The 24,683-nt window shown below is 59.7% G+C and carries 20 protein-coding genes; 7 read left to right on the forward strand and 13 right to left on the reverse strand.

All coding sequences use genetic code 11. The annotated features are described in order from the left end of the window. Positions 1-3: 3 nt before the first annotated feature. On the forward strand, positions 4-366 hold the full coding sequence (locus KVG95_RS17595; protein WP_217857343.1) for a hypothetical protein: 363 nt from the start codon (positions 4-6) through the stop codon (positions 364-366). Then, entirely contained in the window at positions 363-2,270 is a 1,908-nt protein-coding gene (gene estP, locus KVG95_RS17600; protein ID WP_217857344.1) for an esterase EstP, read from the forward strand. The genes KVG95_RS17595 and estP overlap by 4 nt, the downstream gene beginning before the upstream one ends. A 169-nt stretch (positions 2,271-2,439) precedes the next feature. On the opposite strand, the gene trpE is transcribed toward estP, so the two are convergent. The 10 genes from trpE to KVG95_RS17650 all read right to left on the reverse strand — a co-directional run bounded on the left by trpE (position 2,440) and on the right by KVG95_RS17650 (position 14,989). Next, positions 2,440-3,921 carry an anthranilate synthase component I gene (trpE, locus tag KVG95_RS17605; RefSeq protein ID WP_217857345.1) on the reverse strand — a complete coding sequence of 494 codons (1,482 nt, stop codon included), beginning with the start codon at positions 3,919-3,921 and terminating at the stop codon, positions 2,440-2,442. 70 nt (positions 3,922-3,991) lie between these two features. Continuing rightward, the gene (locus tag KVG95_RS17610; RefSeq protein ID WP_038981273.1) at positions 3,992-4,810 is read right to left on the reverse strand and encodes a phosphoglycolate phosphatase; all 819 of its coding nucleotides are present in this window, start codon (positions 4,808-4,810) and stop codon (positions 3,992-3,994) included. Next, a complete protein-coding gene (rpe, locus tag KVG95_RS17615) occupies positions 4,807-5,481 on the reverse strand; it encodes a ribulose-phosphate 3-epimerase (RefSeq protein WP_052967174.1) in 675 nt (224 codons plus the stop codon). The genes KVG95_RS17610 and rpe overlap by 4 nt, the downstream gene beginning before the upstream one ends. A gap of 86 nt (positions 5,482-5,567) precedes the next feature. After that, positions 5,568-6,716, reverse strand: coding sequence for an iron-containing alcohol dehydrogenase (locus KVG95_RS17620; RefSeq protein ID WP_217857346.1), 1,149 nt, complete (start codon positions 6,714-6,716; stop codon positions 5,568-5,570). Positions 6,717-6,942: 226 nt separating this feature from the next. Then, a complete protein-coding gene (locus KVG95_RS17625) occupies positions 6,943-7,767 on the reverse strand; it encodes an ABC transporter permease (protein WP_095052684.1) in 825 nt (274 codons plus the stop codon). 12 nt (positions 7,768-7,779) lie between these two features. Further along, the gene (locus tag KVG95_RS17630) at positions 7,780-9,027 is read right to left on the reverse strand and encodes an ABC transporter permease (RefSeq protein ID WP_217857347.1); all 1,248 of its coding nucleotides are present in this window, start codon (positions 9,025-9,027) and stop codon (positions 7,780-7,782) included. Positions 9,028-9,225: 198 nt separating this feature from the next. Further along, positions 9,226-10,269, reverse strand: coding sequence for an ABC transporter substrate-binding protein (locus KVG95_RS17635; RefSeq protein WP_052967170.1), 1,044 nt, complete (start codon positions 10,267-10,269; stop codon positions 9,226-9,228). Positions 10,270-10,319: 50 nt separating this feature from the next. After that, the gene (locus KVG95_RS17640) at positions 10,320-11,444 is read right to left on the reverse strand and encodes an ABC transporter ATP-binding protein (RefSeq protein ID WP_030130015.1); all 1,125 of its coding nucleotides are present in this window, start codon (positions 11,442-11,444) and stop codon (positions 10,320-10,322) included. A 387-nt stretch (positions 11,445-11,831) separates the two neighbouring features. Then, entirely contained in the window at positions 11,832-12,461 is a 630-nt protein-coding gene (locus KVG95_RS17645; RefSeq protein WP_003210977.1) for a response regulator, read from the reverse strand. 131 nt (positions 12,462-12,592) lie between these two features. Continuing rightward, positions 12,593-14,989, reverse strand: a complete 2,397-nt coding sequence (locus KVG95_RS17650; protein ID WP_217857348.1) for a PAS domain-containing sensor histidine kinase — start codon at positions 14,987-14,989, stop codon at positions 12,593-12,595. A gap of 73 nt (positions 14,990-15,062) precedes the next feature. Here KVG95_RS17650 and KVG95_RS17655 point away from each other — a divergent pair, with 73 nt between their 5' ends. Beyond that, positions 15,063-16,055 (forward strand): alpha/beta hydrolase family protein, encoded by a 993-nt coding sequence (locus KVG95_RS17655; RefSeq protein WP_217857349.1) that lies wholly within the window; start codon positions 15,063-15,065, stop codon positions 16,053-16,055. Between the two features lie 132 nt (positions 16,056-16,187). On the opposite strand, the gene KVG95_RS17660 is transcribed toward KVG95_RS17655, so the two are convergent. From KVG95_RS17660 to KVG95_RS17670, 3 genes are read right to left on the reverse strand one after another with little or no spacing between them, the layout of a single operon-like run. Beyond that, positions 16,188-16,955 (reverse strand): TerB family tellurite resistance protein, encoded by a 768-nt coding sequence (locus KVG95_RS17660; RefSeq protein ID WP_217857350.1) that lies wholly within the window; start codon positions 16,953-16,955, stop codon positions 16,188-16,190. Between the two features lies 1 nt (position 16,956). Continuing rightward, on the reverse strand, positions 16,957-17,628 hold the full coding sequence (gene murU / locus KVG95_RS17665) for an N-acetylmuramate alpha-1-phosphate uridylyltransferase MurU (protein ID WP_217857351.1): 672 nt from the start codon (positions 17,626-17,628) through the stop codon (positions 16,957-16,959). Continuing rightward, positions 17,625-18,644, reverse strand: coding sequence for an aminoglycoside phosphotransferase family protein (locus tag KVG95_RS17670; RefSeq protein ID WP_217857352.1), 1,020 nt, complete (start codon positions 18,642-18,644; stop codon positions 17,625-17,627). Before KVG95_RS17670 ends, murU begins: the two co-directional genes overlap by 4 nt. A gap of 130 nt (positions 18,645-18,774) precedes the next feature. Between KVG95_RS17670 and KVG95_RS17675 the strand changes: the two genes are divergently transcribed. From KVG95_RS17675 to rsmA, 4 genes are read left to right on the forward strand one after another with little or no spacing between them, the layout of a single operon-like run. Beyond that, a complete protein-coding gene (locus KVG95_RS17675; RefSeq protein ID WP_217857353.1) occupies positions 18,775-21,564 on the forward strand; it encodes an LPS-assembly protein LptD in 2,790 nt (929 codons plus the stop codon). Then, on the forward strand, positions 21,545-22,861 hold the full coding sequence (gene surA, locus KVG95_RS17680) for a peptidylprolyl isomerase SurA (RefSeq protein WP_217857354.1): 1,317 nt from the start codon (positions 21,545-21,547) through the stop codon (positions 22,859-22,861). The genes KVG95_RS17675 and surA overlap by 20 nt, the downstream gene beginning before the upstream one ends. Further along, the gene (gene pdxA / locus KVG95_RS17685) at positions 22,858-23,847 is read left to right on the forward strand and encodes a 4-hydroxythreonine-4-phosphate dehydrogenase PdxA (protein WP_217857355.1); all 990 of its coding nucleotides are present in this window, start codon (positions 22,858-22,860) and stop codon (positions 23,845-23,847) included. Before surA ends, pdxA begins: the two co-directional genes overlap by 4 nt. Continuing rightward, on the forward strand, positions 23,844-24,662 hold the full coding sequence (gene rsmA, locus KVG95_RS17690) for a 16S rRNA (adenine(1518)-N(6)/adenine(1519)-N(6))-dimethyltransferase RsmA (protein ID WP_217857356.1): 819 nt from the start codon (positions 23,844-23,846) through the stop codon (positions 24,660-24,662). Before pdxA ends, rsmA begins: the two co-directional genes overlap by 4 nt. Positions 24,663-24,683 lie beyond the last annotated feature (21 nt).

The following is a 24,683-nucleotide window of genomic DNA, read 5'->3' on the forward strand; positions in this document are numbered from 1 at the left end:
CGAATGATTTACCCGCAGCGTCCTGCACTTTGTCAGTCGCTGGAGTCGCGCTGCAAAGCGGTTTGTCTTGCGGGTAAAGAAGGCAAAGCGGTAAAGGTCCGGCCGGGCCGGCAGAAGGATTCAGGCGCGCCAACGCCAACGGGCGTGTGCCTTGATGACTTGATCCAGAAGTTTGCTGACGATCAACACGGGGAAGGTCTCATTTATACGTCTTGGCACAGTAACTTAGCTGGGCAGAGCGTGCAATATGGGGCGATCGAAGCGCGTGAAACAATCGACGGGTTCGCGCCGAACGGCAACAGGCTCTATAGTTTTTGGCACTATCGTTTTGCTCACTACAACAATAACAAACGGACTTGCTCATGATCAGACAGACGTTGGCTGTACCGCTTGCCGGCTGCTTGCTCGCTATGGCCTGCACCCAGGCGATCGCGGCGCCCAACCCTTATTCGAATTTCATCGTCTTCGGCGATAGCCTCAACGATGCCGGGCAGTTTACCGACACGGGCGGCCCTCCCGGTTCGACCCTGCGCTTCACCAACCGGACCGGACCGGTTTACCAGAACGGCAGCGGCGAAATCTATTCCGCCAACTCGACCCAACTGCTGGGTGAAAGGCTCGGGTTTTCACCGGACCAGACGGCCGCTTCAACTTCGGCGGCGCGTGCGGCCCAGGGCCTGCCGGATGGCAATAACTGGGCCGTTGGAGGTTACCGCACCGACCAGATCCTCACCTCAATCACCAGCGTATCCGCTACGGGTGAACGCACGCGTTCGGGCTATCTGCCGACAAACAACTTCAGCGCCGATCCGAATGCGCTGTATTACATTTCCGGGGGTGGTAACGATTTTCTTCAGGGACGTGTACAAAGTGGCGCTCAGGCGAATGCCGCTGCGGATCGACTGGCTAACAGCGTCCAGGTTTTGCAGGCTGCCGGCGCCCGGTACATCATGGTATGGCTGCTGCCCGACCTGGGTTTGACGCCCGCCATCAATGGCACGCCCCAGCAGACACCTACCTCACTACTGAGCTCTGCCTTCAACCGGCAACTGGTCACCCGTCTCGCGGGGATCGAAGCCGAAATCATCCCGCTGAACATTCCGTTGCTGCTGCAGGAAACCTTCGCCGACCCGGCGCGATTCGGTTTTGCTACAGGCCAGAACCTGACGGCGACCTGTTTCAGCGGCAACAGCTGCACCGAAAACCCTACGTATGGGATCAACAGTGCCACGCCGGATCCCAGCAAGCTGATTTACAACGATGGGGTCCATCCGACTGAAGCCGGGCAAAAACTGATTTCCGACTACGCCTACTCCCTACTGGCTGCGCCGTGGGAGCTGACATTACTGCCGGAAATGGCCCACGCCACCTTGCGCGCGCACCAGGACGAACTGCGTAGTCAGTGGCAATCCGACTGGGAAAACTGGCAAGCCGTCGGCCAATGGCGCGCGATTGTTGCCGGCGGTGGTCAGCATCTGGATGTCGATAGCCAAAACAGCGGCGCCAGCGCCGACGGCAGCGGCTACAACCTGAATATCGGCGGCAGCTATCGCCTTAATGAAGCTTGGCGCGTCGGTGTGGCAGCAGGCTTCTATCGCCAGAACCTGGAAGCAGGCAGCAACGATTCGGACTACAAACTCAATAGCTATCTGGCGACCGCCTTCGCCCAGTTCCAGGAGAATCGCTGGTGGGCCGATGCCGCATTGACCGGTGGCAAGCTGGATTACGACAATCTCGAACGCAAATTCGACCTGGGTGTCAGCGAAGGCGCGGAAAAGGGTGATACCGATGGCTATCTCTGGGCGTTCAGCACTCGCCTTGGCTACGACATTGCCCAAGCGGGCAGCGAATGGCACCTGTCACCGTTCATCAGCGCCGATTACGCCAAAGTGGAAGTCGACGGCTACTCGGAAAACAGCAACCGCTCCACGGCACTGACTTTTGATGATCAGACCCGAGACTCAAAACGCCTGGGTGTCGGCTTGCAGGGCAAATACAACTTCACCCGTCAGACCCAAGTATTTGGCGAATATGCCCACGAGCGCGAGTACGAAGATGACGTTCAGAAGGTAAACATCGCCCTCAACAGCCTGCCGGTAAATGACTTCACGCTCGAAGGTTATACGCCGCAGAGCCACTTGAACCGTGTGAGCCTGGGGGTCAGCCACAAGTTGACCGCCGACCTGGCATTGCGTGGTGGTTACTCTTTCCGCAAGGATGATGACTTTACCCAGCAGGGCATCAACGTTGGGGTGACGTTGGATTTCTAAACCGCAGGCAATAAAAAAACGCGGCGCCCTCATAGGCGCCGCGTTTTTTCAGGTGGTGAGATTCATGTGGGAGCGAGCCTGCTCGCGATAGCGATGAGTCAGGCAACATCAATGTCAGCTGTGCTGGCCCCATCGCGAGCAGGCTCGCTCCCACAGGTATTGCATGAACTCAGGTGTCTGGCGTCTGCTCGGCCAGGGCCACGGCGCGGAACATGGCGCGGCGCTTGTTCAGGGTTTCTTCCCATTCCAGCGCCGGCACCGAGTCAGCAACGATGCCGCCACCCGCCTGTACGTGCAGTTCGCCGTTCTTGATCACCGCGGTGCGGATCGCAATCGCGGTGTCCATGTTGCCGTTCCAGGCGAAGTAACCGACCGCGCCGCCGTAGACGCCACGCTTGACCGGTTCCAGCTCGTCGATGATTTCCATCGCGCGAATCTTCGGCGCACCAGACAAGGTGCCCGCCGGCAGGATCGCCCGCAGTGCGTCCATCGCCGTCAGCCCGGCCTTCAATTGGCCGGTAACGTTGGACACGATGTGCATCACGTTGGAATAACGCTCGATCACCATCTTCTCGGTGAGTTTCACCGAACCGATCTCCGAAACGCGACCGGTGTCGTTGCGGCCCAGATCGATCAGCATCAAGTGCTCGGCGATTTCCTTGTCGTCCGACAGCAGGTCTTTTTCCAGCGCCAGATCAGCCTCTTCGTTGGCGCCTCGCGGACGGGTGCCGGCAATCGGGCGCACGGTGATCAGGTTGTCTTCGACCCGCACCAGTACTTCCGGCGAACTGCCAACGACGTGGAAGTCGCCGAAGTTGAAGAAGTACATGTAAGGCGTCGGGTTGAAGCAGCGCAACGCCCGGTACAGGTCGATAGGCGCAGCCTTGAAGTCGATCGACATACGCTGGGACGGCACAACCTGCATGCAGTCACCGGCCAGGATGTATTCCTTGATGGTGTCGACGGCTTTTTCGTAATCGTCTTGGGTGAAGCTCGAGCGGAACACCGGATCAGCCGATTGTTGTTTGCTGAAATCCAGGCCACGGCGCGGAGTGATTGGCTGACGGAGTTGTTCCAGCAGCGTTTGCAGACGCGCCTGACCTTGCTCGAAGGCATCTTCCTGCGACGGGTCGGCCAGGACGATCGCGTGCATTTTGCCCGCGAGGTTGTCGAACACCACCACTGCATCGGAGACCATCAGCAGAATGTCCGGTACACCCAGTGGATCCGGGTTCGGGCATTTGCCCAGACGCTTCTCCACGTAGCGCACGCAGTCATAACCGAAGTAGCCCACCAGACCGCCATTGAAGCGCGGCAGACCGGCGATGGTCGGCACGTTGTAGCGCGCCTTGAAAGCTTCGACGAAGGCCAAGGGGTCTTCAACGTCGTGGCTTTCGATCTCTACGCCGTCGTGGGTCACGCTGACGTGGTGATCGTGAACCCGCAGCACGGTGCGGCACGGCAGGCCAATGATCGAATAACGGCCCCATTTTTCGCCGCCCTGCACCGACTCCAGCAGGTAGGAGTTCGGCTCGTCGGCCAGTTTCAGGTAGATCGACAATGGCGTGTCGAAGTCGGCCAGGGTTTCGCAGGCAAGCGGGATGCGGTTGTAGCCGGCAGCGGCCAAACGCAGGAATTCTTCGCGGATCATGAGGTGCCTCGTGGCTTGAGGGTCTAACGGTCAGGTGTGCAAACGCGCCGGTATGCCGGCCAGGAACAAGTCAGGCGCGCCAACGCCAGCGGGCCAGGGCCTTGATGACTTTCATCCAGAGTTTGCGAGTGACCACCACGATGGCGTTTCCAGGAGGGGATTGAACAGCGTCGGGCAACGTTATCTCAGCGGCCGGATCCAGGCAACCGGGAATTAGTTTGCGCAGATCATCGATCACCAGCGCCGGCAATTCTTCGGCAATCGGTCGACCATGGTTATAGCCGTAACTGAGGGCCACGCACTTGACCCCCGCCGCTTTCGCCGCCAGCACATCGCTGCGCGAGTCGCCGACGAACAACGATTGCGACGCCGGAATGTTGGCCATTTTCATCACGAAAAACAGCGCGGCCGGGTCAGGTTTCTTATTCGGCAGGGTGTCGCCACCGATGATCCATTTGAAGTAACGGCCGATCTTCATCTGATCCAGCAGCGGCGCGACAAAGCGCTCCGGCTTGTTGGTGATCAGCGCCATTTCGATGCCTTGTTTATTCAGCCACTTGAGGGTGTCACGCACGCCGGGGTAAACCACCGTCAGATCGTGACCGTCCTCATAAAAGCCGTTGAACAATTCCAGGGCATGCTCGGCCTCGACCTCATCGACGCCCTCGGCGTCGATGTGATTAGCCAAGGCCCGGCGCACCAGCATGTGCACCCCGTTGCCAACCCACTCCCGCACCGGTTCGATACCGGCAGGTTGACGCCCGAGTTTGAGCAGCATGTTATCCACAGCCGCCGCGAGATCAGGGACCGAATCGACCAGCGTGCCATCCAGATCGAACATCACCAGCCGCGGCAAACGCCCGGGGAACAGCTGCTCAAAACCACTCATGGACGAGCCAGCGCCAGTTCGGAGCGCATTTTTTCAATCACTTCCTGGTAGTTCGGCGCATTAAAGATCGCCGAACCGGCGACGAAGGTGTCGGCGCCGGCAGCAGCGATTTCGCGAATGTTGTTCACGTTCACCCCACCGTCGATTTCCAGGCGGATATCACGACCGGAGGCATCAATCAGCGCCCGCGCTTCACGCAACTTATCGAGAGTGCCGGGAATGAACTTCTGCCCGCCGAAGCCTGGGTTGACGCTCATCAGGAGGACCATGTCGACCTTGTCCATCACGTACTTGAGCACATCCAGCGGGGTCGCCGGGTTGAACACCAGGCCCGCCTTGCAGCCGCCTTCGCGGATCAATTGCAGGGAACGGTCGACGTGCTGCGTGGCTTCCGGGTGGAAGGTAATGTAGGTCGCACCGGCTTCGATGAAGTCACCGACGATGCGGTCCACCGGGCTGACCATCAGGTGCGCGTCGATCGGCGCGGTCACGCCGTACTTGCGCAGCGCGGCGCAGACCATCGGGCCGATGGTCAGGTTTGGCACGTAGTGATTGTCCATGACATCGAAGTGCACGAAGTCGGCGCCGGCGGCCAGGACGTTGTCCACTTCCTCGCCCAGGCGGGCGAAGTCGGCGGAGAGAATCGACGGAGCAATGACGAAGGGCTGCATGACGCACCTTTTTTGAGCAGAATCACGATGGCGCGCATTGTATACCTCATGCTTTGACGCGCGCACCGTGCTGCGATGATTGGGTACTAATAGGCCGCTCGGTAGATCTTCTCGATATCGACAGCACTCAGCTTGCGCGGATTGTTGCGCATCAGGCGCTCGATGCCGGCGGCTTCCGCGGCCATGGCCGGGATCGCGTCCTCGGGCACCCCGAAACTGCGCAGGCCCAACGGGATTTCCACCGCGGCACACAGCTCGGTCATCGCCTCCACGGCTTTGTCCGCCGCTTCGTTCGCGCTCAGATGAGCAGTCTTCACCCCCATGGCCTCGGCAATATCCTGCATACGCTCCACGCAAGCCATCTTGTTCCAGGTCATGACATACGGCAGCAGCAAGGCATTGCTGACGCCATGGGCGATGTTGAAACGCCCACCCAACGGATACGCCAACGCATGCACCGCGCCGACCCCGGCATTGCCGAACGCCATGCCGGCCATCAGGCTGGCGGTGGCCATGTCTTCGCGGGCCTGCAGATGAGATGGATTGGCGTAGGCCTTGGGCAGCGCCTTGGTAATCAGCTTGATCGCGCCAATGGCCAGGGCATCGGTAATTGGCGAGGCATTAAGCGACAGGTAGGACTCGATGGCATGCACCAGCGCATCGACGCCACTGGCAGCGGTGACACTGCGCGGGCAGGTCAGGGTCATTTGCGGGCTGACCAGCGCCACATCCGGCAACAGGTAATCGCTGACTATGCCCTTCTTCAGCTGCGCGACCTTGTCGGAGAGGATGGCCACGTTGGTCACTTCCGAACCGGTGCCGGCAGTGGTCGGGATGGCAATCAGCGGCGGGCCTTTGCGCGGCACCTGATCGACGCCGAACAAATCCTCCAGGGCGCCGTGGTAACCGGCATAGGCCGCAACACTCTTGGCGATGTCGATGGCACTGCCGCCACCGAGGCCGATCAGTCCGTCATGCCCGCCTTCACGGTAAACCCGCATGCAATCTTCGACGATGGCGATTTCCGGGTCCGGCAACACCCGGTCGAAAATCTCGTAACTGCGCTCGCCCAGCTGCGCCAGCGCCAGCTCTACCGTGCCGGACTTGACCAGAGCGGCGTCGGTAACGATCAGCGGGTTGTCGACATCCAGGCGTGTGAGCTCAGCCGCCAGTTGCTCGATGGCACCTGCGCCGGTGATCAGTTTGTGAGCGATTTTGAAAGAGGAAAGACTCATGTGCGCAGCCTCTTATAGATAGGGGAGCTGGGCACAATAGTAGCTGGGGATTGGGGTTTGTCTGCTATTCAGATCATAAATGACCGAACATGCATGGCGGGATCGATACAAATCAAATGTGGGAGCGGGCTTGCTCGCGAAAGCGGAGTGTCAGCCGACGTGTATGTCGAATGTTCCGCCGCCTTCGCGAGCAAGCCCGCTCCCACATTTTGAGCTGTGTGTAATTTCAGACCTGCGCGGTGCGCAGTTTTTCGCTGCGCCCGCGCAGCCACTCCAGCGTCAGCAACAGGATCACCGAGAACGCAATCAGCAGCGTCGCGGCAGCGGCGATCGTCGGGCTGAGGTTTTCACGGATGCCGCTGAACATCTGCCGAGGCAAGGTCGCTTGTTCCGGACCGGCAAGGAACAGCGTCACCACCACTTCGTCGAACGAGGTGGCGAAGGCAAACAGCGCACCGGAAATCACGCCCGGCGCAATCAACGGCAATGTCACTCGACGAAACGCGGTCAACGGCGAAGCCCCCAGACTTGCAGCGGCCCGTACCAGGTTCTGGTTAAACCCCTGCAAGGTCGCCGACACCGTGATGATCACAAACGGCACACCCAATACGGCGTGCACGACGATCAGCGAGATGTAGCTATTGCCAAACCCCAGCGGGGCAAAAGTCAGGTAACTGGCCACACCAATGATCACTACCGGCACCACCATCGGCGAAATCACCAGCGCCATCACCAGCGGTTTGCCCGGGAAATCACCCCGGGTCAGGCCGATTGCCGCCAGCGTGCCGAAGATCATCGCCAGCACCGTCGCGGCCGGGGCCACGATCATGCTGTTCTTCAACGAACGCATCCATTCCGCCGAGGCAAAGAAGTCCTGGTACCAGTGCAGCGAGAAGCCTTGCAGCGGATAGACCAGAAAACTCCCCGAGTTGAACGACAGCGGAATGATCACCAGCACCGGCAGGATCAGGAACAACAGGATCAGCCCGCAGAGAATGCGCAAGCTGTAGAACCACACCCGTTCGATGGGCGACATATAAGGACTCAGCATTTCATTCTCCCCTTAGCTCAGGCGCAGGCGACTGGCGCCCACCAGCCAGCTGTAAATCAGATAAAGCACCACAGTCGCCAGCAGCAATAGCCCACCGAGAGCGGTCGCCATGCCCCAGTTGATGCTGGTGTTGGTGTAGAAGGCGACGAAATAACTGACCATCTGATCGTTCGGGCTGCCCAGCAACGCCGGGGTGATGTAGTAGCCGATGGCGAGGATAAACACCAACAGGCAACCGGCGCCGACACCGGCATAGGTCTGCGGGAAATACACCCGCCAGAAACTGGCGAACGGATGGCAGCCGAGGGAAATCGCTGCGCGCATGTAAGTCGGCGAGATGCCTTTCATCACGCTGTAGATCGGCAGAATCATGAACGGCAGCAGGATGTGCACCATCGAGATGTAAACCCCGGTGCGGTTGAATACCAGCTCCAGCGGTTTATCGATGATGCCCATGGCCATCAGACCGCTGTTGATCAAGCCGCCCGATTGCAGCAACACGATCCACGCGGCGACTCGCACCAGAATCGAGGTCCAGAACGGCAACAGCACCAGAATCATCAACAGGTTGCTTTGCCGCGATGGCAGGTTCGCCAGCAGGTAGGCCAACGGATAGGCCAGCACCAGGCAAATCACGGTGATGATCAGGCCCATCCAGAAGGTCCGGGCGAAGATATCGAGGTAGATCGCCTGATCGGGGGTGGCCGGGGCCACTTCGCCGAGGTCGTCGATACGGTGGTCGACGGCGGCCAGCAGGTAATAAGACGTGATGTTACTGGTGTTGCGACGCACGACCTGCCAATAGGCCGGGTCGCCCCAACGCTCGTCCAGCGCTTCCAGCGCTTCTTTATAAGAAGCCGGCTCCGTGGCGAACGGCAAGGCGCGTGCGGTTTTGGTCAGCAGGCTGCGGTAGCCGGCCAACTCCATGTTCAAGCGCTTGGACAAGTCACCCAAGGTCTGATTCTTGCGGGCTTCGGCGAGGTCTTCGCTGGCGGCCTTGTACACAGGCTCTGCCGGCAGGCCTCGGCCATCCCAACTGGCGATGGCAGCCACGGTGCGCGGCATGGCGCCGACCACTTCCGGGTTACCGACGCTTTTGTAGAGCAGCGCCACGATCGGCACCAAAAACACCAACAACAGAAACAGCACCAACGGCGCGATCAAGGCTTGTGCTTTCCAGCGGTTGATCCGCTCGGCGTGCTTGAGCCGCTGCTTCAAGGTGGGGTCAGTGCCCGCGTTCACGGGAACGGCGATAGCCATGGCGTACTCCGGAAATCTTTGATCATTGCAAAGGTGGCAAACGCCGCCTCGAACTTTTGGTGCTGATCGTTCCCACACTCTGCGTGGGAACGCATCCAGTGACGCTCTGCGTCACAGGGACGCGGAGCGTCCCGGGCGGCATTCCCACGCAGAGCGTGGGAACGATCATCCGGTCAACCGTCGTCCCGTGTGGCGTGGTTACTTGGCAGCCCAGGAATTGAAGCGCTGCTCCAGTTGCTCGCCGTTGTCAGCCCAGAAGCTGACGTCGATCTGCACCTGGTTGGCGATGTTTTCCGGGGTGGTCGGCATATCCTTCAGAACATCCTTGGACAGCAATGGCACGGCTTGGGTGTTGGCCGGGCCGTAAGCGATGTTTTCCGAATAGGTCTTCTGTTGCTGCGGTTGCACCGAGAACGCGATGAATTTCTTCGCCGCTTCGGCACGGGTTTTATCCAGGCCTTTTGGAATCGCCCATGCGTCGAAGTCGTAGATACCGCCGTTCCACACCACTTTCAGGTTGCTTTCTTTCTGTACCGCCGCGATCCGGCCGTTGTAGGCCGAGCTCATGACCACGTCACCGGAGGCGAGGTATTGCGGCGGTTGCGCGCCGGCTTCCCACCACTGAATGCTTGGCTTGAGCTCATCAAGTTTCTTGAACGCACGGTCCTGACCATCTTTGCCGGCCAACACTTTGTAGACGTCTTTCGGTGCAACACCATCGGCCATCAAGGCGAATTCCAGGGTGTACTTGGCGCCTTTACGCAGGCCGCGTTTGCCCGGGAATTTCTTGGTGTCCCAGAAATCCACCCAGCTGGTCGGAGCGGTTTTCAGTTTGTCGGCGTTGTAGGCCAGCACGGTCGACCACACGAAGAAGCCCACGCCGCACGGCTGGATAGCGCCTTTGACGTAGTCTTCGGTCTTGCCGAACAGCGCAGGATCGAGTTGCTCGAACATGTCTTCGTCGCAACCACGGGACAGTTCTGGCGATTCAACTTCCACCAGGTCCCAGGACACGCTCTTGGTGTCGACCATGGCTTTGACCTTGGCCATCTCACCGTTGTATTCGCCAGCAACGATCTTGCCGTTGCCCGCCGCTTCCCACGGTGCGTAAAAGGCTTTGGCCTGCGCCGCCTTGTTCGCCCCGCCAAAGGACACCACAGTCAGGTCCGGGCCCGCCGCCATCGCGTGTGCCGCACCCATCATGCCTACGACCAGGGCGGTGAATTTCAGGGATCTCAACATTTATTGTTCTCTCCACGTGCAGGGTTGGTGTTGGTGAAGCAGGGGGGCGATCAATGCGCCTCTAAAAGTGGGTCGAGCGCGCGAACGTGTTCGACCTGCCAGCCAAGCGGTACCACATCGCCGACGGCGAGCGCGGGATCGAGCTCGGCAATCGGTTGTTTCACAAAAAAGTCGGTCTTGCCGCAGACTTCCAGGCGAACCCGGACGTGGTCGCCCAGATAGATGAATTCCGCCACCCTCCCTGAGAAGCGGTTGACGCAGGACTCGCTCGAACCATTGAGGCTCACGCGCTCCGGGCGAATCGACAGCGTGACGGGTTCGCCGGTCTTGCCGACATTGACTGCGAGCGCTTCGACTTTTTCGCCGCGACCGAGCTCGACCACACAACGATCGCCGGTATGGCTGTGCAAGCGGCCGTTGAGGCGGTTGTTCTCGCCGATGAAGTTGGCGACGAAGGTGTTTTTCGGCTCTTCATAGAGGGAGCGCGGTGGCGCGATCTGCTGGATTTCACCTTGATGGAAAACCGCCACCCGGTCGGACATGGTCAGGGCTTCGCCCTGGTCGTGGGTCACGTAGACCACGGTCACACCGAGGCGCTGGTGCAGGTGTTTGATTTCCATCTGCATGTGTTCACGCAGTTGTTTGTCCAGCGCGCCGAGAGGTTCGTCCATCAGCACCAGTTGCGGTTCGAACACCAACGCACGGGCCAAGGCCACACGCTGCTGCTGGCCACCGGACAGTTGCGCCGGATACCGCTGGGCGAAGGTGTCGAGCTGAACCATGCTCAACACACGCTTGACCCGGTCACTGACATCGCTCTTGTTCAAGCCGCGCACGGTCAGCGGGAACGCCAGATTCTCGGCAACCGTCATGTGCGGGAACAACGCGTAGTTCTGGAACACCATGCCAATGTCGCGTTTATGCGGCGGCACGTTGTTGATGGAACGCCCGGCCAGTTGGATTTCGCCGGCGGTCGGCGTTTCGAAACCGGCGAGCATCATCAGACTGGTGGTCTTGCCGGAGCCGGACGGCCCGAGCAAGGTGAGGAATTCGCCTTTGCGAATATCCAGGTTGAGGTCTTTGACGATCAGGTTCTCGCCGTCGTAGCTCTTTTGCACTCCACGAAAGCTGACCAGAATATCGCTGGCCCCTGCGCTTGAATCAACCTGGCTCATACCCACACCTTTGTTATTGATGACTGCTGTGGACTAAGCCTAGTGGACGCTGGGAGCGGCGCAAATCGGGGCGCAGGAGAGAATCGCCTCAGCCGGATGGAAGATTGGGGGTAGGGATTGCCCTACAAGGATGGCGGGGATGGATATGTCGATTCGGGATCGCGACAGGCGGTGAGCTGTAAGCCACAAAAACAGGCAAAAAGCTATGCGTAAAGGGTGTCGTTATTGGATATGCCCACGATTGGATGTTCAAAGGAGATTCCCTGTGGGAGCGGGCTTGCTCGCGAAGGCGGTGTGTCATTCAACGCATGTATCGACAGGTAGCCCGCCTTCGCGAGCAAGCCCGCTCCCACATTGGATTGCAGTGAATCAGTGGGATTGGGTGTGTCAGAGGAGTTTGTGTTCCATCGCGTACTTCACCAGTTCGGCCAGGGAGGTGATGTTGAGTTTCTGCATCAGCCGCGCCTTGTGGGTGCTGATGGTTTTGCTGCTCAGGGCCAGTTGTTGGGCGATGTCGTTGACGTTGGCGCCTTGGGCCAGGCGTTCGAATACCGAGAACTCACGCTCCGACAGCAACGAGTGCAACGGGCGCGAATCCGTCAGGCCGACTTCGAAGACCATCCGGTCGGCCAGGTCCGGGTCGATGTATCGCCCGCCCGCCGCGACTTTGCGGATTGCCGTCAGCAGCAATGCCGGATCGCTGTCCTTGGTCGCATAGCCTGCGGCGCCAACCTTTAACGCTCGTGCGGCCATTTGCGCTTCGTCGTGCATCGACAACACCAGAATCGCCGGGGGATTGTTCAGCGCGCGAATCCGCGGGATCGCTTCCAGGCCGTTGACCCCGGGCATGGAGATATCCAGCAACACCACTTCGCAGGGAACATGGCGCAAGGTCTCGAGCAGCTGCTCGCCATTGCTCGCCTCCCCTACCACCAGCAAGTCCTTGGCCAGGCCGATCAACTGCTTGATGCCTTCGCGAACGATGGTGTGGTCTTCGGCTACCAGTACACGGATCACGTTCTTCTCCATTCTTCTTATGTCAGAGCCAAGATCATTCGCGAGCAAGCCCGCTCCCACATTTGGAATGCGTTCTCCCCTGTGGGAGCGGGCTTGCTCGCGAAGGCGCCAGTCCAAACAACTTAAAACCATCAGGCTTCATCCAGCGGCACTCGCACACTCAGGGTCGTGCCCTCCCCCGGCTCACTCTCAAGCGATAACTGCCCGCCCATGATCAACACCCGCTCACGCATGCCGACCACACCGAAGGATGTCGGCCTGCCAGTGGCGGCGACAAATCCTACGCCATCATCGCTGACAGTCAGACAGAGTTCATTGCCCTCAAGGGTCAGCGTCAGTTCAACAGTATGCGCCTGGGCGTGGCGCATGACATTGGTCAGCGCTTCCTGAAGGATCCGGAATAGCCCGATGGCCTTGGCATCGCTGAGCATCGGCAAGTTATCCGGCACCTGCACCAGGCACGGAATCTGCGTGCGCGCTTCGAACCGCCGCGCCTGCCATTCGATAGCCGAGGCAATCCCGGCATCCAGAATCGGCGGCCGTAGCGCCGTGGCCACATCGCGCACCAGTTGAAACAGCTGAGCGATCAAACGCTTCATGCTGTTCAAGCGCTCGTGCAGGCCCGGATCAAGCTGGGCGTAGGCCAATTCGCACATGGACGTTTCCAGCTTCAGCACGGTCAACATCTGACCCAGCTCGTCGTGAACTTCCCGGGCGATGCGGGCCTTTTCCTCTTCCCGCACGCTCTCCAGGTGGGCGGACAACTCACGCAATTGCTCGCGAGAGCTGGCCAGTTCCAGTTCGATGCGCTTGCTCTCGGTGATGTCCCAGACGATCCCGTCCCAGACATAGGCGCCGTCTTCGAGGCGGCGAGTGATGGCTTTGATCTCGGCCCAGCGCTGCTCGCCCTGACGGGTCAGAATCCGTCCCTGCCACGACCAGTCGCTGTCGGTGTCCAGTGCATGGTCCTGAGTCTGGTGATAACTGGCCTTGTCATCCGGATGCACCAGGCTGCGCAGGCCTTTGTCCCGATGGGCCAACGTGGCCGGCGAATACCCCACCAGGCTCTCGCTGCCTTCGCTGATGTAGGCAAAGTCGATCTGCCCTGTCACCGGCGCGCGCTCCAGACGAAAGACCAGGCCGGGGACGTTGGCGGCGATCCCTTGCAGCCGCGCCTCGCTTTCCTGCAACGCGGCCAGGGCGCGACGACGCTCGGTGACATCATTGAGGTAAACCACCAGGTATTCGCCTTCGCGAAAACGCAAGAAGCTCAACGAAACATCCGCCGGCAAAATACTGCCATCCGCTCGCACGCAATTAGTTTCGAAACTTTGCGGCCCTTCTTCACTGGCCCGAGCGCGTTTCCACAGGTTCAGCCAGCGGTCCATGTGCAAACCGGGTTCGAAGTCGATCAAGGGCCGATCAATGATCCCGCCCGCCGGATAGCCGAGCATGGTTTCGGCCGCCCGGTTGGCGTAACGCACATGGCTGTCCCAGTTGACCCAGAGGATGCCGACAGTGCTCTGATCGATGGAAAACTGCGTGAGGCGCAAGGCCTCTTCGCTGGCCTCGCGCAGGGCAATGTCTTCGCGCGCCGCCAGCAAGCGTTGCTCCAGACTGTGTTGCTGACGACGTTGCCAAAACACAATGGCCATGCTGCTCAGCAACAACATCACCAAGAGCAGGCTGAGGTTTTGCCAGAAACCCGGCGACTCGGACAGCCGCGGATACTTGGGTTGCAGCCATTGATTGTGCAGTTGCTCCAGGTCCTTGGCCGGAATCGCCCGCAGCGCGTTTTCGACGATACCGGCCAACTCCGGCCAGTCCCGACGCGTGGCCACTCGCAGCAGTTGCGGGAAGCCTATATCGCCCACCACGACCAGCCCGGAGAACTCAGGCTCGACAGACAGACGTCCGAACTGCGCTTCATCGACCACCGCGTAACCGGCCTGCTGACTCAACAACAATTGCAGCGCCTGGCGCTCCAGGGGCACGCCTTGCAGGTTCAGATGGGGATAGTTACTGCGCAAATAATCGGCGGTGGCGCTGGGCATGCGCACGGCGACGCGGGTCTGACTGTCGAGCTTTTCCAGCTCTACTGCACCGGTGCTCTTCTGGTCGCTGACCACCAGTTGCGGCACCCGCATGTAAGGGTCGGAAAATTGCCAGAACCGCAAACCTGCGGGGGTTTGCGTCAGCCCCGGTGCGATATCGATGTCGCCTTCACGCGCCGCGGCTTCCAGTTGTGCAAGATCAGGATAATTGCGCCAGCTCAACTCGATCTTGAGCGCTTTGGCCAGCCACTTCATCAGCTCGACATTAACCCCGGACAGGCGCTGCAAGCGGCGATCGTATTGGGCATAAGGTGTTTGCAACACCACCCCGACCCGCAACTCGCCATGCTGCGCCAGCCATTGCTGTTGCGCTGGCGACAGGTGCACGACGTGCGCTGGTGGCGCGGGCGCCGCCCAGCCCATCAAGGGAAGCCACAAACAGCCGATAACCCACAGGCAGCGAAAATGCATCATCGAAGTCTCACACACTGACAAATACTGACCAACCCATTAGGCTGCCGGATTAACTTCTGGCCTGGAATATCCGATGCCCCCTGTCTACCGCCTGGCACTGCCAGCATTGTGCCTGTCGTTGATCCTGCCTTGCGCGTTTTCCGTCGAGGCGGCCGACCCGGCACCTGCCGCTGCGGAAAAACCCGCAGAAGAAAAACCGGTCGAACGTCAGCCTCTGCTTGAGCGTAGTCAGGAAGAAGCGGCAGCACTTGAGCGAAAAATCCCTGCGCAGGAACAGCAACAACTGCAAGCCGGCACCGACAACTTTCTCGCCTTGTGGAAACCGGCCAATACCACCGAACCCAAAGGCGCGGTGATTATCATCCCGGGCGCCGGCGAAACCATTGACTGGCCGCAAGCGATCAGCCCATTGCGGCGCAAGTTGCCGGACGTCGAGTGGAGCAGCCTGAGTATCACCTTGCCGGACCTGCAAAGCGATGCCATTGCGCCACGTATCGTCGAAGTGGCGCCAACACCCAAAGCGCCTGATGCCGGCAGCAAAGAAGCCACGACCCCGGCGCCCATCGAACAGGCGGCCGGCGGCGAAGCGGATGTGGCCGACAAGGCTATCGTCGAAACCACCGAAGAACAGGCCAAAGCAGACGCGGAGCGAATCTTCGCCCGTATCGATGCAGCCATCGCCTACGCCGAACAGCAAAGCGCTCGCAGCATCGTCGTGTTGGGCCATGGTACCGGCGCTTACTGGGCCGCGCGTTATCTGAGCGAGAAGCAGCCATCGCAAGTCGAGAAGTTGGTGATGGTCGCCGCTCAGACGCCTGTTACAGCGATGCCGGGGCTGGCTGAGCTCACACCTACCTTGAAGCTGCCTACCGCAGATATCTTCTATATGGATAAGCCGGGGGATCGTAACGCGGCGCTGGAACGTTTGCAGGCCAGCAAGCGCTTGAAAACGTCGGGGTTCAGTCAGGTTTCGCTCAAGGCGCTGCCGGGGAATGCCAAGGCCGAGCAAGAGCAGTTGGTTCGGCGGGTGCGGGGTTGGTTGAATCCGCAGAACGCGGCAGACTGATAGATCGGCGGCGCGCCCTTCGCGAGCAAGCCCGCTCCCACATTAGATCGCGTTCAGGCAGGCAACGCCGATCAAATGTGGGAGCGGGCTTGCTCGCGAAGGCGATAGCACTGTCAACACAACTCTGCCCTGCTAACGAAAATCCCGCCGCTCACGAATCAACGTGTAGGCAGTATGCAATTCACGAGTCTTGTCCGTAGCCTCGCGAACCTGCAAAGCCGTTGCACCGCTGCCAGCAATCTTGTCGGGGTGATGACGACTGAGCAGGCGTCGATAGGCGCGCTTGATTTGCGCCGGCTCACTGGTCGCCGACACGCCCAATAGCCGCAAGGCATCTTGGTAAGTTACAGCGCTGCTGACCGATGGGCGTTTCTGCGGCTCATAGTCAGTCGCCAAGGCCTGCACCTGTTGCCGCGTCCAGCCCAGCCATTTGCCCCACTGGGCAATCAGCTCGCGCTCACTGCTACCGGCGCGGCCATCGGCCCAGACCATCCGCCAACAGGCACGCAACACACCTTCCGCCGCATGGGGTTGAGCACTCAGGCGTCGCAGATAACCGCGCAACCGGTCATGTCCCGACTTACCACGATTGAACGCCGCAATCGCGCGACGTTGTGCCGATTCGGTCATCTCCAGAGCACGCATTTCCTGCCGCGCCTGCTGAATGTGCCCATCCACTACCCGCCCATCGCTCTTGGCCAATCGGCCCAGCAACACGAACAGCAGCTCATCGTTGCGCAGCACCGAGCGACCACCAAATTTTTCCCATAAATGCGCCCAGCTCTGCAGGTGCAAGCGCCGGTCCAGCGCCTGTCCCAACAAAGCACCGAGCATGGCCCCCGGAATGCTGGCTATGGCAAAGCCCGCTCCGGCTCCAATCAGAGTCCCTGGCCACAACATGTCAGCGTCTCGCTTCTATCAGGGTTTCTACTTCAGCCAGGCGCTCGTGGGTGCCGACATCCACCCAATGCCCGTTCAGGTGTTCGCCGGTCACTTGCCCGTCAGCCATCGCTTTGCGCAGCAGCGGCGCAAGCTTGAAGGCACCGGCCGAGCAACCGTCAAACAGCTGCGGGTGCAGCACAGCGATGCCGCTGTAGGTCAGGGTTGAAGTATCCGGCCGACCGTCCTGTACATGGCCATCGACCAGGGTGAAATCTCCACTCGGGTGATGCACCGGATTGTCCGCCAACACCAAATGAGCAAGCCCGGCGATGGGCTGGTGCAACACGCTGAAGTCGTAATCGGTCCAGATGTCACCGTTGACCACCACAAAGGCCTCGTCACCCAACAACGGCAACGCACGGAAAATACCGCCACCGGTCTCCAGCGGCTCACCTTCCGCCGAGTACTGAATGCTCACGCCATACCGCGAGCCATCGCCCAGGTAATCCTCGATCTGCTGACCGAGCCAGGCATGGTTGATCACGATCTCGGTAAACCCCGCCGCCGCCAACGCTCGCAGGTGATATTCGATCAGGGGCACTCCGTCGGCGCGAACCAGCGGTTTTGGCGTGGTCAGGGTCAGCGGACGCATGCGCTCGCCTTTACCCGCGGCCAGAATCATTGCCTTCATGCCGTCGCTCCAGCACGCAGACTGGCCAGCAATTCACCCAGCTCCGCCAGTTCAGGGCGACGGGCGATGACCGCGTCTATATAAGCAAAGAAGCGCGGCACATCGCCGAGGTAGCGCGGCTTGCCATCGCGATGGCAGATGCGGGCGAAAATGCCGATGACTTTCAGGTGCCGTTGCACGCCCATCAGGTCGCTGGCGCGCAGGAAATCTTCGAAGTCAGGCTGCACCGGGATGTCGAGCGCACCGGCTTGCTGCCAGTAATCTTCCAGCCAGCCACGCACACGCTCTTCAGGCCAGCTGAGGAACGCATCCTTGAACAGGCAGGTCACGTCATAAGTCACCGGGCCGTATACCGCGTCCTGGAAATCCAGCACGCCGGGATTCGGCTCGCTGAGCATCAGGTTGCGAGGCATGTAGTCGCGATGCACCAGGACTTTGGGCTGAGCCAGAGCGCTGTCGATCAGCAAGTCACTGGCCTGCTGCCAAAGCGTTTGCTGCGTCGAGTCGAATTCGATACCCAGTTCGCGTTTCACGTACCACTCGGGGAACAGTTCCAGCTCACGACGCAGCAGTGCCACGTCATAACTTGGCAGCGGCGCCACCATCGGCAACTGCTGGAAAGCCAGCAGCGCTTGCAGGGCATCCTTGAACAAATCGTCGGCGTTTTCGCTGTCGATCACGTCCAGGTAAGTCTTGTTGCCCAGGTCATTGAGCAAAAGAAAACCACGTTCAAGGTCTTCGGCATAAATTTTCGGCACGTTTATTCCGGATTTCGCCAGCAGAAAAGCGATATCCACGAAAGGTTTGCAGTTTTCCTGGGGCGGCGGCGCGTCCATTACGACGAAACTTCTGCCTGCGCCTTCCCAGCGGAAATAGCGCCGAAAACTCGCGTCGCTACTGGCCGCAGTCAACGTGGCCGGGGGCACCGCGCCCCAACCTTGTTCTGCAAAGAGGATAGCCAACTGTTCATCGAGCCAAACTTTCAGGTGTTGCAAGCGTACATCTTGGTCAGGCATTGCAAGGGTCTCCGACGGCGCTAGCCGTCAAGCGGGTCATGCTTTATTATCCAGCATCTTTTTCAGACCATCGAGAGGCGTGCGGCCCACACCGCGGGCAGATGGCACGCAGGAAGCCCGGACTAATAAGATGGCATTGAAATCCCCCGCGTTTCGTAAAAAATTTCCGTTGTTGGTCACCGGCAGTCTGCTGGCCCTGCAACCTCTAGCCACTTCGTTCGTGGTCGCCGCGGAACAGTATGACTGCTCAGTCTCTGCTTCGGGTGCCTGGGACTGTGCGCCAAAGGCACCGGCTGCTGCATTGCCGCCACGCCCCGTCCATGACGGCAGCGCAGTTTCCGCCACTGGCGAAGCCCCGGCAGACACCGCAGACACCGGCGCCAAACCCGTACTGGTCACCGAGTCCAAGGGCCGCGGACTGAAGTCGCGTAGTGAAGACTACAGCCACCTCGACTGGGTTCCGCGCGAGAAGCTCACTGCAGCGCAATTGGCCGAAACCGGTCCTTACTGCTCTGGTTCCTATATCGAACCGATTCGTCCTGGCATGAATGACAAGACGAATAAAAGTGACGCTCCGACCTTTCTTGGCGCCAAAGCCTCTCGCTATAAGCAGGATGAGCAGATCGCTACCCTGGCCGGTGACGTGGTCTTGCGTCAGGGCAGCATGCAGGCCGAAGCCGACGAAGCGAACCTGTACCAGGCCGAAAGCCGTGGCGAACTGAGCGGCAACGTGCGCATTCGCGACAATGGCGCACTGATCGTCGGCGACCACGCCGACGTGCAGCTCGACACCGGTGAAGCCAAGATCGACAACGCCGAATACGTGATGCACAAATCGCGTATCCGCGGTAACGCGCTGTACGCCAAACGTGCCGAGAACGCGATCATCCGTCTCAAGGACGGTACGTACACCACGTGCGAACCGAACAGCAACGCCTGGCAGCTCAAGGGCAACAACATCACCTTGAACCCGGCGACCGGTTTCGGTACTGCGACCAACGTGACGCTGCGGGTCAAGGACATTCCGGTTCTGTACACGCCGTACATTTATTTCCCGATCGACGACCGTCGCCAGTCCGGCTTCCTGCCGCCGAGCATCGGCACCGCCAGCGATACCGGCTTCATGCTGGTGACGCCGTACTACTTCAACCTGGCACCGAATTATGACGCCACGTTGTACCCGCGCTACATGGCCAAGCGCGGCCTGTTGATGGAAGGCGAATTCCGCTACCTGACCAAGTCCAGCGAAGGTCAGTTTGGCGCCGCGTACCTCAATGACGAAGAAACCGAGCGTAGCAATCAGTCCGACTACGAAAAAACCCGCTACATGTACAACTGGCAGCATAAGGGTGGTCTGGACTCGCGCGTAATGACTCAGGTCGATTACACCAAAATCAGTGATCCGTATTACTTCCAGGATCTGCAGACTGATCAGATTGGTGTAAAAAGTGCCGATTTCGTGAATCAGCAAGGTGTTGTCACCTATCGTGGCGACAGCTATACCGCTCGTTTGAATGCCCAGGCTTATCAGCTGGCGACCGTTTCGAACATCACGCCTTATGATCGTTTGCCGCAGATCACCTTCAATGGCGCGCTGCCCTATCACCCGAACGGTCTTGATTTCGACTATGAGACTGAAATCGTCCGCTTCGACCGTGATTTGAAAAATGGCAACTTCGTAAACGAAGATGGCACCGTCGAACCGCGACTTGATAACAACGTGACCGGCCTGGCTCGCGCTACCGGCGACCGTTTGAATCTCAAGCCGGGTGTCAGTCTGCCGCTGAACTGGACCTATGGGTTCTTGAAGCCATCGCTCAAGTATCAGTACACCCAGTACCAGCTGGATCTGGACGGCAAAGGTAAAAGCGACATCGCCTTGCAGGATGCAGAGTCAGACCGTATCAATGGCACGTTCAGCAGCAATCAAAACCGTGGCGTACCAATCGCCAGTATCGACAGCGGTCTCTACTTCGATCGCAATACTCAATGGTTCGGCAAGAACTATCGCCAAACCCTCGAACCGCGTTTGTTCTACCTCTACGTCCCAGAGACGGATCAGGAAGACATTCCAATCTTTGACACCAGCGAATCCACCTTCAACTACGCCTCGCTGTTCCGTGACAACCGCTTCTCCGGCGCTGACCGTGTCGGCGACGAGAACAAGCTGTCGTTGGGCGTGACCAACCGCTGGATCGAAGACAACGGCTTCGAACGTCAACGCATCAGCGTCGGCCAGGCCTTGTACTTCAAGGACCGCGAAGTCCAGCTGCCAGGTATCGATGCGAAAACCCGTGACGATGCTCAAGCCAACGTCTCGCCGTATGCACTGGAATACGAATACCGCTGGAACCGCGATTGGCGCACCACCGCTGACTACAACTGGGACCCGGACAGCCGCAGCCCACGCTCGGGCAGCGCGATGTTCCACTACCAGCCTGAAGACAACCCGAACAAGGTCATCAACGCCGGTTATCGCTATCGCAATGACCAGGTTCGTTATGACCAGAACACCGGCAAATGGTCGGTAGGCGGCGGTGACTACGGTACCCCGGGCACTCCTGGCTACGTGAAAGACTACTACAAGATCGAGCAGCACGACTTCTCGGTGATCTGGCCGATCGTGCCGCAGTGGAACGCTATCAGCCGCTGGCAGTATGACTACAACCGCAACCGTACTCTGGAAGCTTTCGGTGGTTTCGAATACGACAACTGCTGCTGGAAATTGCGCCTGATCAACCGTTACTGGGTCAGCTATGACGAGTTCAGTCAGAACGCCCCGGAAAACGAAAAAGGCGACCACGGCATCTTCCTCCAAATTGTTCTGAAGGGACTCGGCGGCCTCACCGGCGCCAAGGTAGAGAGCTTCCTCGACAAAGGCATCCAAGGTTATCGTGAACGTGAAGACCAAGCTTTCTGATTGTCTGCGCCCGCTGATGCTGGGCGCGCTGTTCCTGGGTACCGCGGCCAACGCTGCGGTACAGTCCATCGATAAAGTGGTGGCCATCGTCGACAACGACGTGGTCATGCAGAGCCAACTGGACCAGCGTGTTCACGAAGTTCAGCAAACCATCGCCAAACGCGGTGCTGCCGTACCGCCTGCAGGCGTGCTGGATCAGCAGGTGCTCGAGCGTCTGATCGTCGAAAACCTGCAACTGCAGATCGGCGAGCGTTCCGGCATCCGCATTACCGATGAAGAACTGAACCAGGCTGTCGGCACCATTGCCCAGCGCAATAACATGTCGATCGAACAATTCCGCGCCGCCCTGGCTCGCGACGGCCTGTCTTATGACGACGCCCGTGACCAGATCCGCCGCGAAATGGTCATCAGCCGTGTACGTCAGCGCCGTGTAGCCGAACGCATCCAGGTGTCCGAGCAGGAAGTCAAGAACTTCCTGGCGTCCGACCTGGGCAAGATGCAGTTGTCCGAAGAGTTCCGTCTGGCCAACATCCTGATTCCTACGCCGGAAAGCGCTAACTCCGACGCGATTCAGAATGCAGCCAAACAAGCCGACGCGGTTTACCAGCAGCTCAAGCAAGGCGCTGACTTCGGTCAGTTGGCAATCGCCAAATCCGCCAGCGAAACCGCGCTGGAAGGCGGCGACATGGGCTGGCGTAAAGCCGCTCAACTGCCACCTCCGTTCGATCGCCTGCTGGGCACCATGGCAGTGGGTGACGTGACCCAGCCAATGCGTACACCGGGCGGCTTCATCATCCTGAAGATCCTCGACAAGCGTGGCGGCGAAGCCCAGGTGCGTGACGAAGTGCACGTGCGTCACATCCTGGTCAAACCAAGCCCGATCCGCGACGAAGAAAAAACCAAAGCACTGGCTCAATCGCTCTACTCCCGTATCGAAGCGGGCGAAGATTTCGGTGAGCTGGCGAAAAGCTTCTCGGAAGACCCGGGTTCCGCCCTCAACGGTGGCGACCTGAACTGGATCGACCCGAATGCACTGGTGCCTGAATTCCGCGAAGTGATGGCCAAGACCCCACAAGGTCAGCTGTCCAAGCCGTTCCAGACTCAATATGGCTGGCACGTTCTGGAAGTCCTTGGCCGCCGCGCCACCGACAGCACCACCCAGGCCCGTGAGCAGCAAGCGATGACCGTACTGCGCAACCGCAAATACGACGAAGAGCTGCAAACCTGGTTGCGTCAGATCCGTGACGAAGCGTATGTAGAAATCAAGCTCCCTGGTGCAGACCAGGCAACGCAGTGAAACCCAAGCGTTTCGCGTTGACCCCCGGCGAACCAGCCGGCATAGGTCCTGACCTGTGCCTGCTGCTCGCCTCGCAAGCCCAGCCACACCCTCTGATTGCCATTACCAGCCGCGACCTGCTCATCGAGCGGGCCGCGCAACTGGGCGTGGTTGTCGATCTGCTGGCGGTAACGCCAGACAGCTGGCCAGATATTCCAGCCCCGGCCAACAGCCTGTATGTGTGGGATACGCCACTTAACGCCAAGGTCACCGCCGGGCATCTGGACAAAGCCAATGCGGCTTTCGTTCTGGAAACCCTGACGCGTGCTGGCCAGGGCTGCCTGGACGGGCATTTCGCCGGCATGATCACCGCCCCTGTGCACAAGGGCGTGATCAATGAATCCGGAATCGCCTTTTCCGGGCACACGGAGTTTCTCGCTGACCTGACTCATACCGCGCAAGTGGTAATGATGCTCGCCACCCGCGGCTTGCGCGTGGCATTGGTCACCACTCACCTGCCCCTTCGCGAGATTGCCGATGCAATCACACCGGAGCGCCTGGAGCGGGTCACGCGGATCCTGTACGCCGACCTGCAAGAAAAATTCGGCATCGCCCAGCCACGCATCCTGGTTTGCGGGCTTAACCCGCACGCCGGTGAAGGCGGTCACCTGGGCCATGAAGAAATCGACATCATCGAACCTACATTAGAGCGCCTGCGCGGCGAGGGCATGGACCTTCGCGGCCCCCTGCCCGCCGACACTCTGTTTACCCCCAAATATCTGGAGCACTGCGACGCGGTGCTGGCGATGTACCACGACCAGGGCCTGCCCGTGCTGAAATACAAAGGCTTCGGCGCGGCAGTCAACGTGACCCTCGGCTTGCCGATCATCCGCACATCGGTCGACCACGGCACCGCCCTGGACCTGGCCGGTAGCGGCAAAATCGACACCGGCAGCCTGCAAGTCGCCCTGGAAACCGCCTACCAGATGGCCGAGACCCGTTTATGACCGAGCATTACCAACACCGGGCGCGCAAGCGCTTCGGCCAGAACTTCCTGCACGATGCCGGCGTTATCGACCGTATCCTGCGTTCCATTCATGCCAAACCCGAAGACCGTCTGCTGGAAATCGGCCCGGGCCAGGGGGCATTGACCGAAGGCCTGCTCAACAGCGGCGCCCAACTGGACGTGGTGGAGCTGGACAAAGACCTGATCCCGATCCTCAATCAGCAGTTCGCCAGCAAGAGCAATTTCCACCTGCATCAGGGCGACGCGCTGAAGTTCGACTTCAACAGTCTGAACGCCGCGCCGAACAGCCTGCGAGTGGTCGGCAACCTGCCGTACAACATCTCTACGCCGCTGATTTTTCATCTGCTGCACAACTCCAGCCTGATTCGTGACATGCACTTCATGCTGCAAAAGGAAGTGGTCGAGCGTCTGGCGGCGGGGCCTGGTGGCGGTGACTGGGGTCGCCTGTCGATCATGGTTCAGTACCACTGCCGGGTCGAACATCTGTTCAACGTTGGCCCGGGCGCATTCAATCCGCCGCCGAAAGTCGATTCGGCCATCGTGCGTCTGGTGCCTCACGCGGTACTCCCGCATCCAGCCAAAGATCACAAACTGCTGGAGCGCGTCGTGCGCGAAGCCTTCAACCAGCGCCGCAAAACATTGCGCAACACTCTCAAACTGCTGCTGAGCAACGCCGAAATCGAAGCCGCCGGCGTCGATGGCAGCCTGCGCCCCGAACAGCTCGATCTGGCTGCCTTCGTGCGCCTGGCCGACAAGCTCAGCGAACAAGTCCTACAAAAGCCTGCCACCGACTGACAGGCGATGAGCGCTATCGGG

The organism is Pseudomonas farris (assembly GCF_019145235.1).
In the GTDB taxonomy this organism is placed as follows: domain Bacteria; phylum Pseudomonadota; class Gammaproteobacteria; order Pseudomonadales; family Pseudomonadaceae; genus Aquipseudomonas; species Aquipseudomonas farris.

Coding starts and splice junctions, on each gene's coding strand:
- KVG95_RS17675 (WP_217857353.1), top strand. CDS start 18,775: ATGGCATTGAAATCCCCCGCGTTTCGTAAAAAATTTCCGTTGTTGGTC.
- KVG95_RS17620 (WP_217857346.1), bottom strand. CDS start 6,716: ATGAGTCTTTCCTCTTTCAAAATCGCTCACAAACTGATCACCGGCGCA.
- rsmA (WP_217857356.1), top strand. CDS start 23,844: ATGACCGAGCATTACCAACACCGGGCGCGCAAGCGCTTCGGCCAGAAC.
- rpe (WP_052967174.1), bottom strand. CDS start 5,481: ATGCAGCCCTTCGTCATTGCTCCGTCGATTCTCTCCGCCGACTTCGCC.
- KVG95_RS17630 (WP_217857347.1), bottom strand. CDS start 9,027: ATGGCTATCGCCGTTCCCGTGAACGCGGGCACTGACCCCACCTTGAAG.
- estP (WP_217857344.1), top strand. CDS start 363: ATGATCAGACAGACGTTGGCTGTACCGCTTGCCGGCTGCTTGCTCGCT.
- KVG95_RS17640 (WP_030130015.1), bottom strand. CDS start 11,444: ATGAGCCAGGTTGATTCAAGCGCAGGGGCCAGCGATATTCTGGTCAGC.
- murU (WP_217857351.1), bottom strand. CDS start 17,628: ATGAAGGCAATGATTCTGGCCGCGGGTAAAGGCGAGCGCATGCGTCCG.
- KVG95_RS17595 (WP_217857343.1), top strand. CDS start 4: ATGATTTACCCGCAGCGTCCTGCACTTTGTCAGTCGCTGGAGTCGCGC.
- KVG95_RS17660 (WP_217857350.1), bottom strand. CDS start 16,955: ATGTTGTGGCCAGGGACTCTGATTGGAGCCGGAGCGGGCTTTGCCATA.
- KVG95_RS17635 (WP_052967170.1), bottom strand. CDS start 10,269: ATGTTGAGATCCCTGAAATTCACCGCCCTGGTCGTAGGCATGATGGGT.
- KVG95_RS17625 (WP_095052684.1), bottom strand. CDS start 7,767: ATGCTGAGTCCTTATATGTCGCCCATCGAACGGGTGTGGTTCTACAGC.
- KVG95_RS17650 (WP_217857348.1), bottom strand. CDS start 14,989: ATGATGCATTTTCGCTGCCTGTGGGTTATCGGCTGTTTGTGGCTTCCC.
- KVG95_RS17610 (WP_038981273.1), bottom strand. CDS start 4,810: ATGAGTGGTTTTGAGCAGCTGTTCCCCGGGCGTTTGCCGCGGCTGGTG.
- KVG95_RS17670 (WP_217857352.1), bottom strand. CDS start 18,644: ATGCCTGACCAAGATGTACGCTTGCAACACCTGAAAGTTTGGCTCGAT.
- trpE (WP_217857345.1), bottom strand. CDS start 3,921: ATGATCCGCGAAGAATTCCTGCGTTTGGCCGCTGCCGGCTACAACCGC.
- KVG95_RS17655 (WP_217857349.1), top strand. CDS start 15,063: ATGCCCCCTGTCTACCGCCTGGCACTGCCAGCATTGTGCCTGTCGTTG.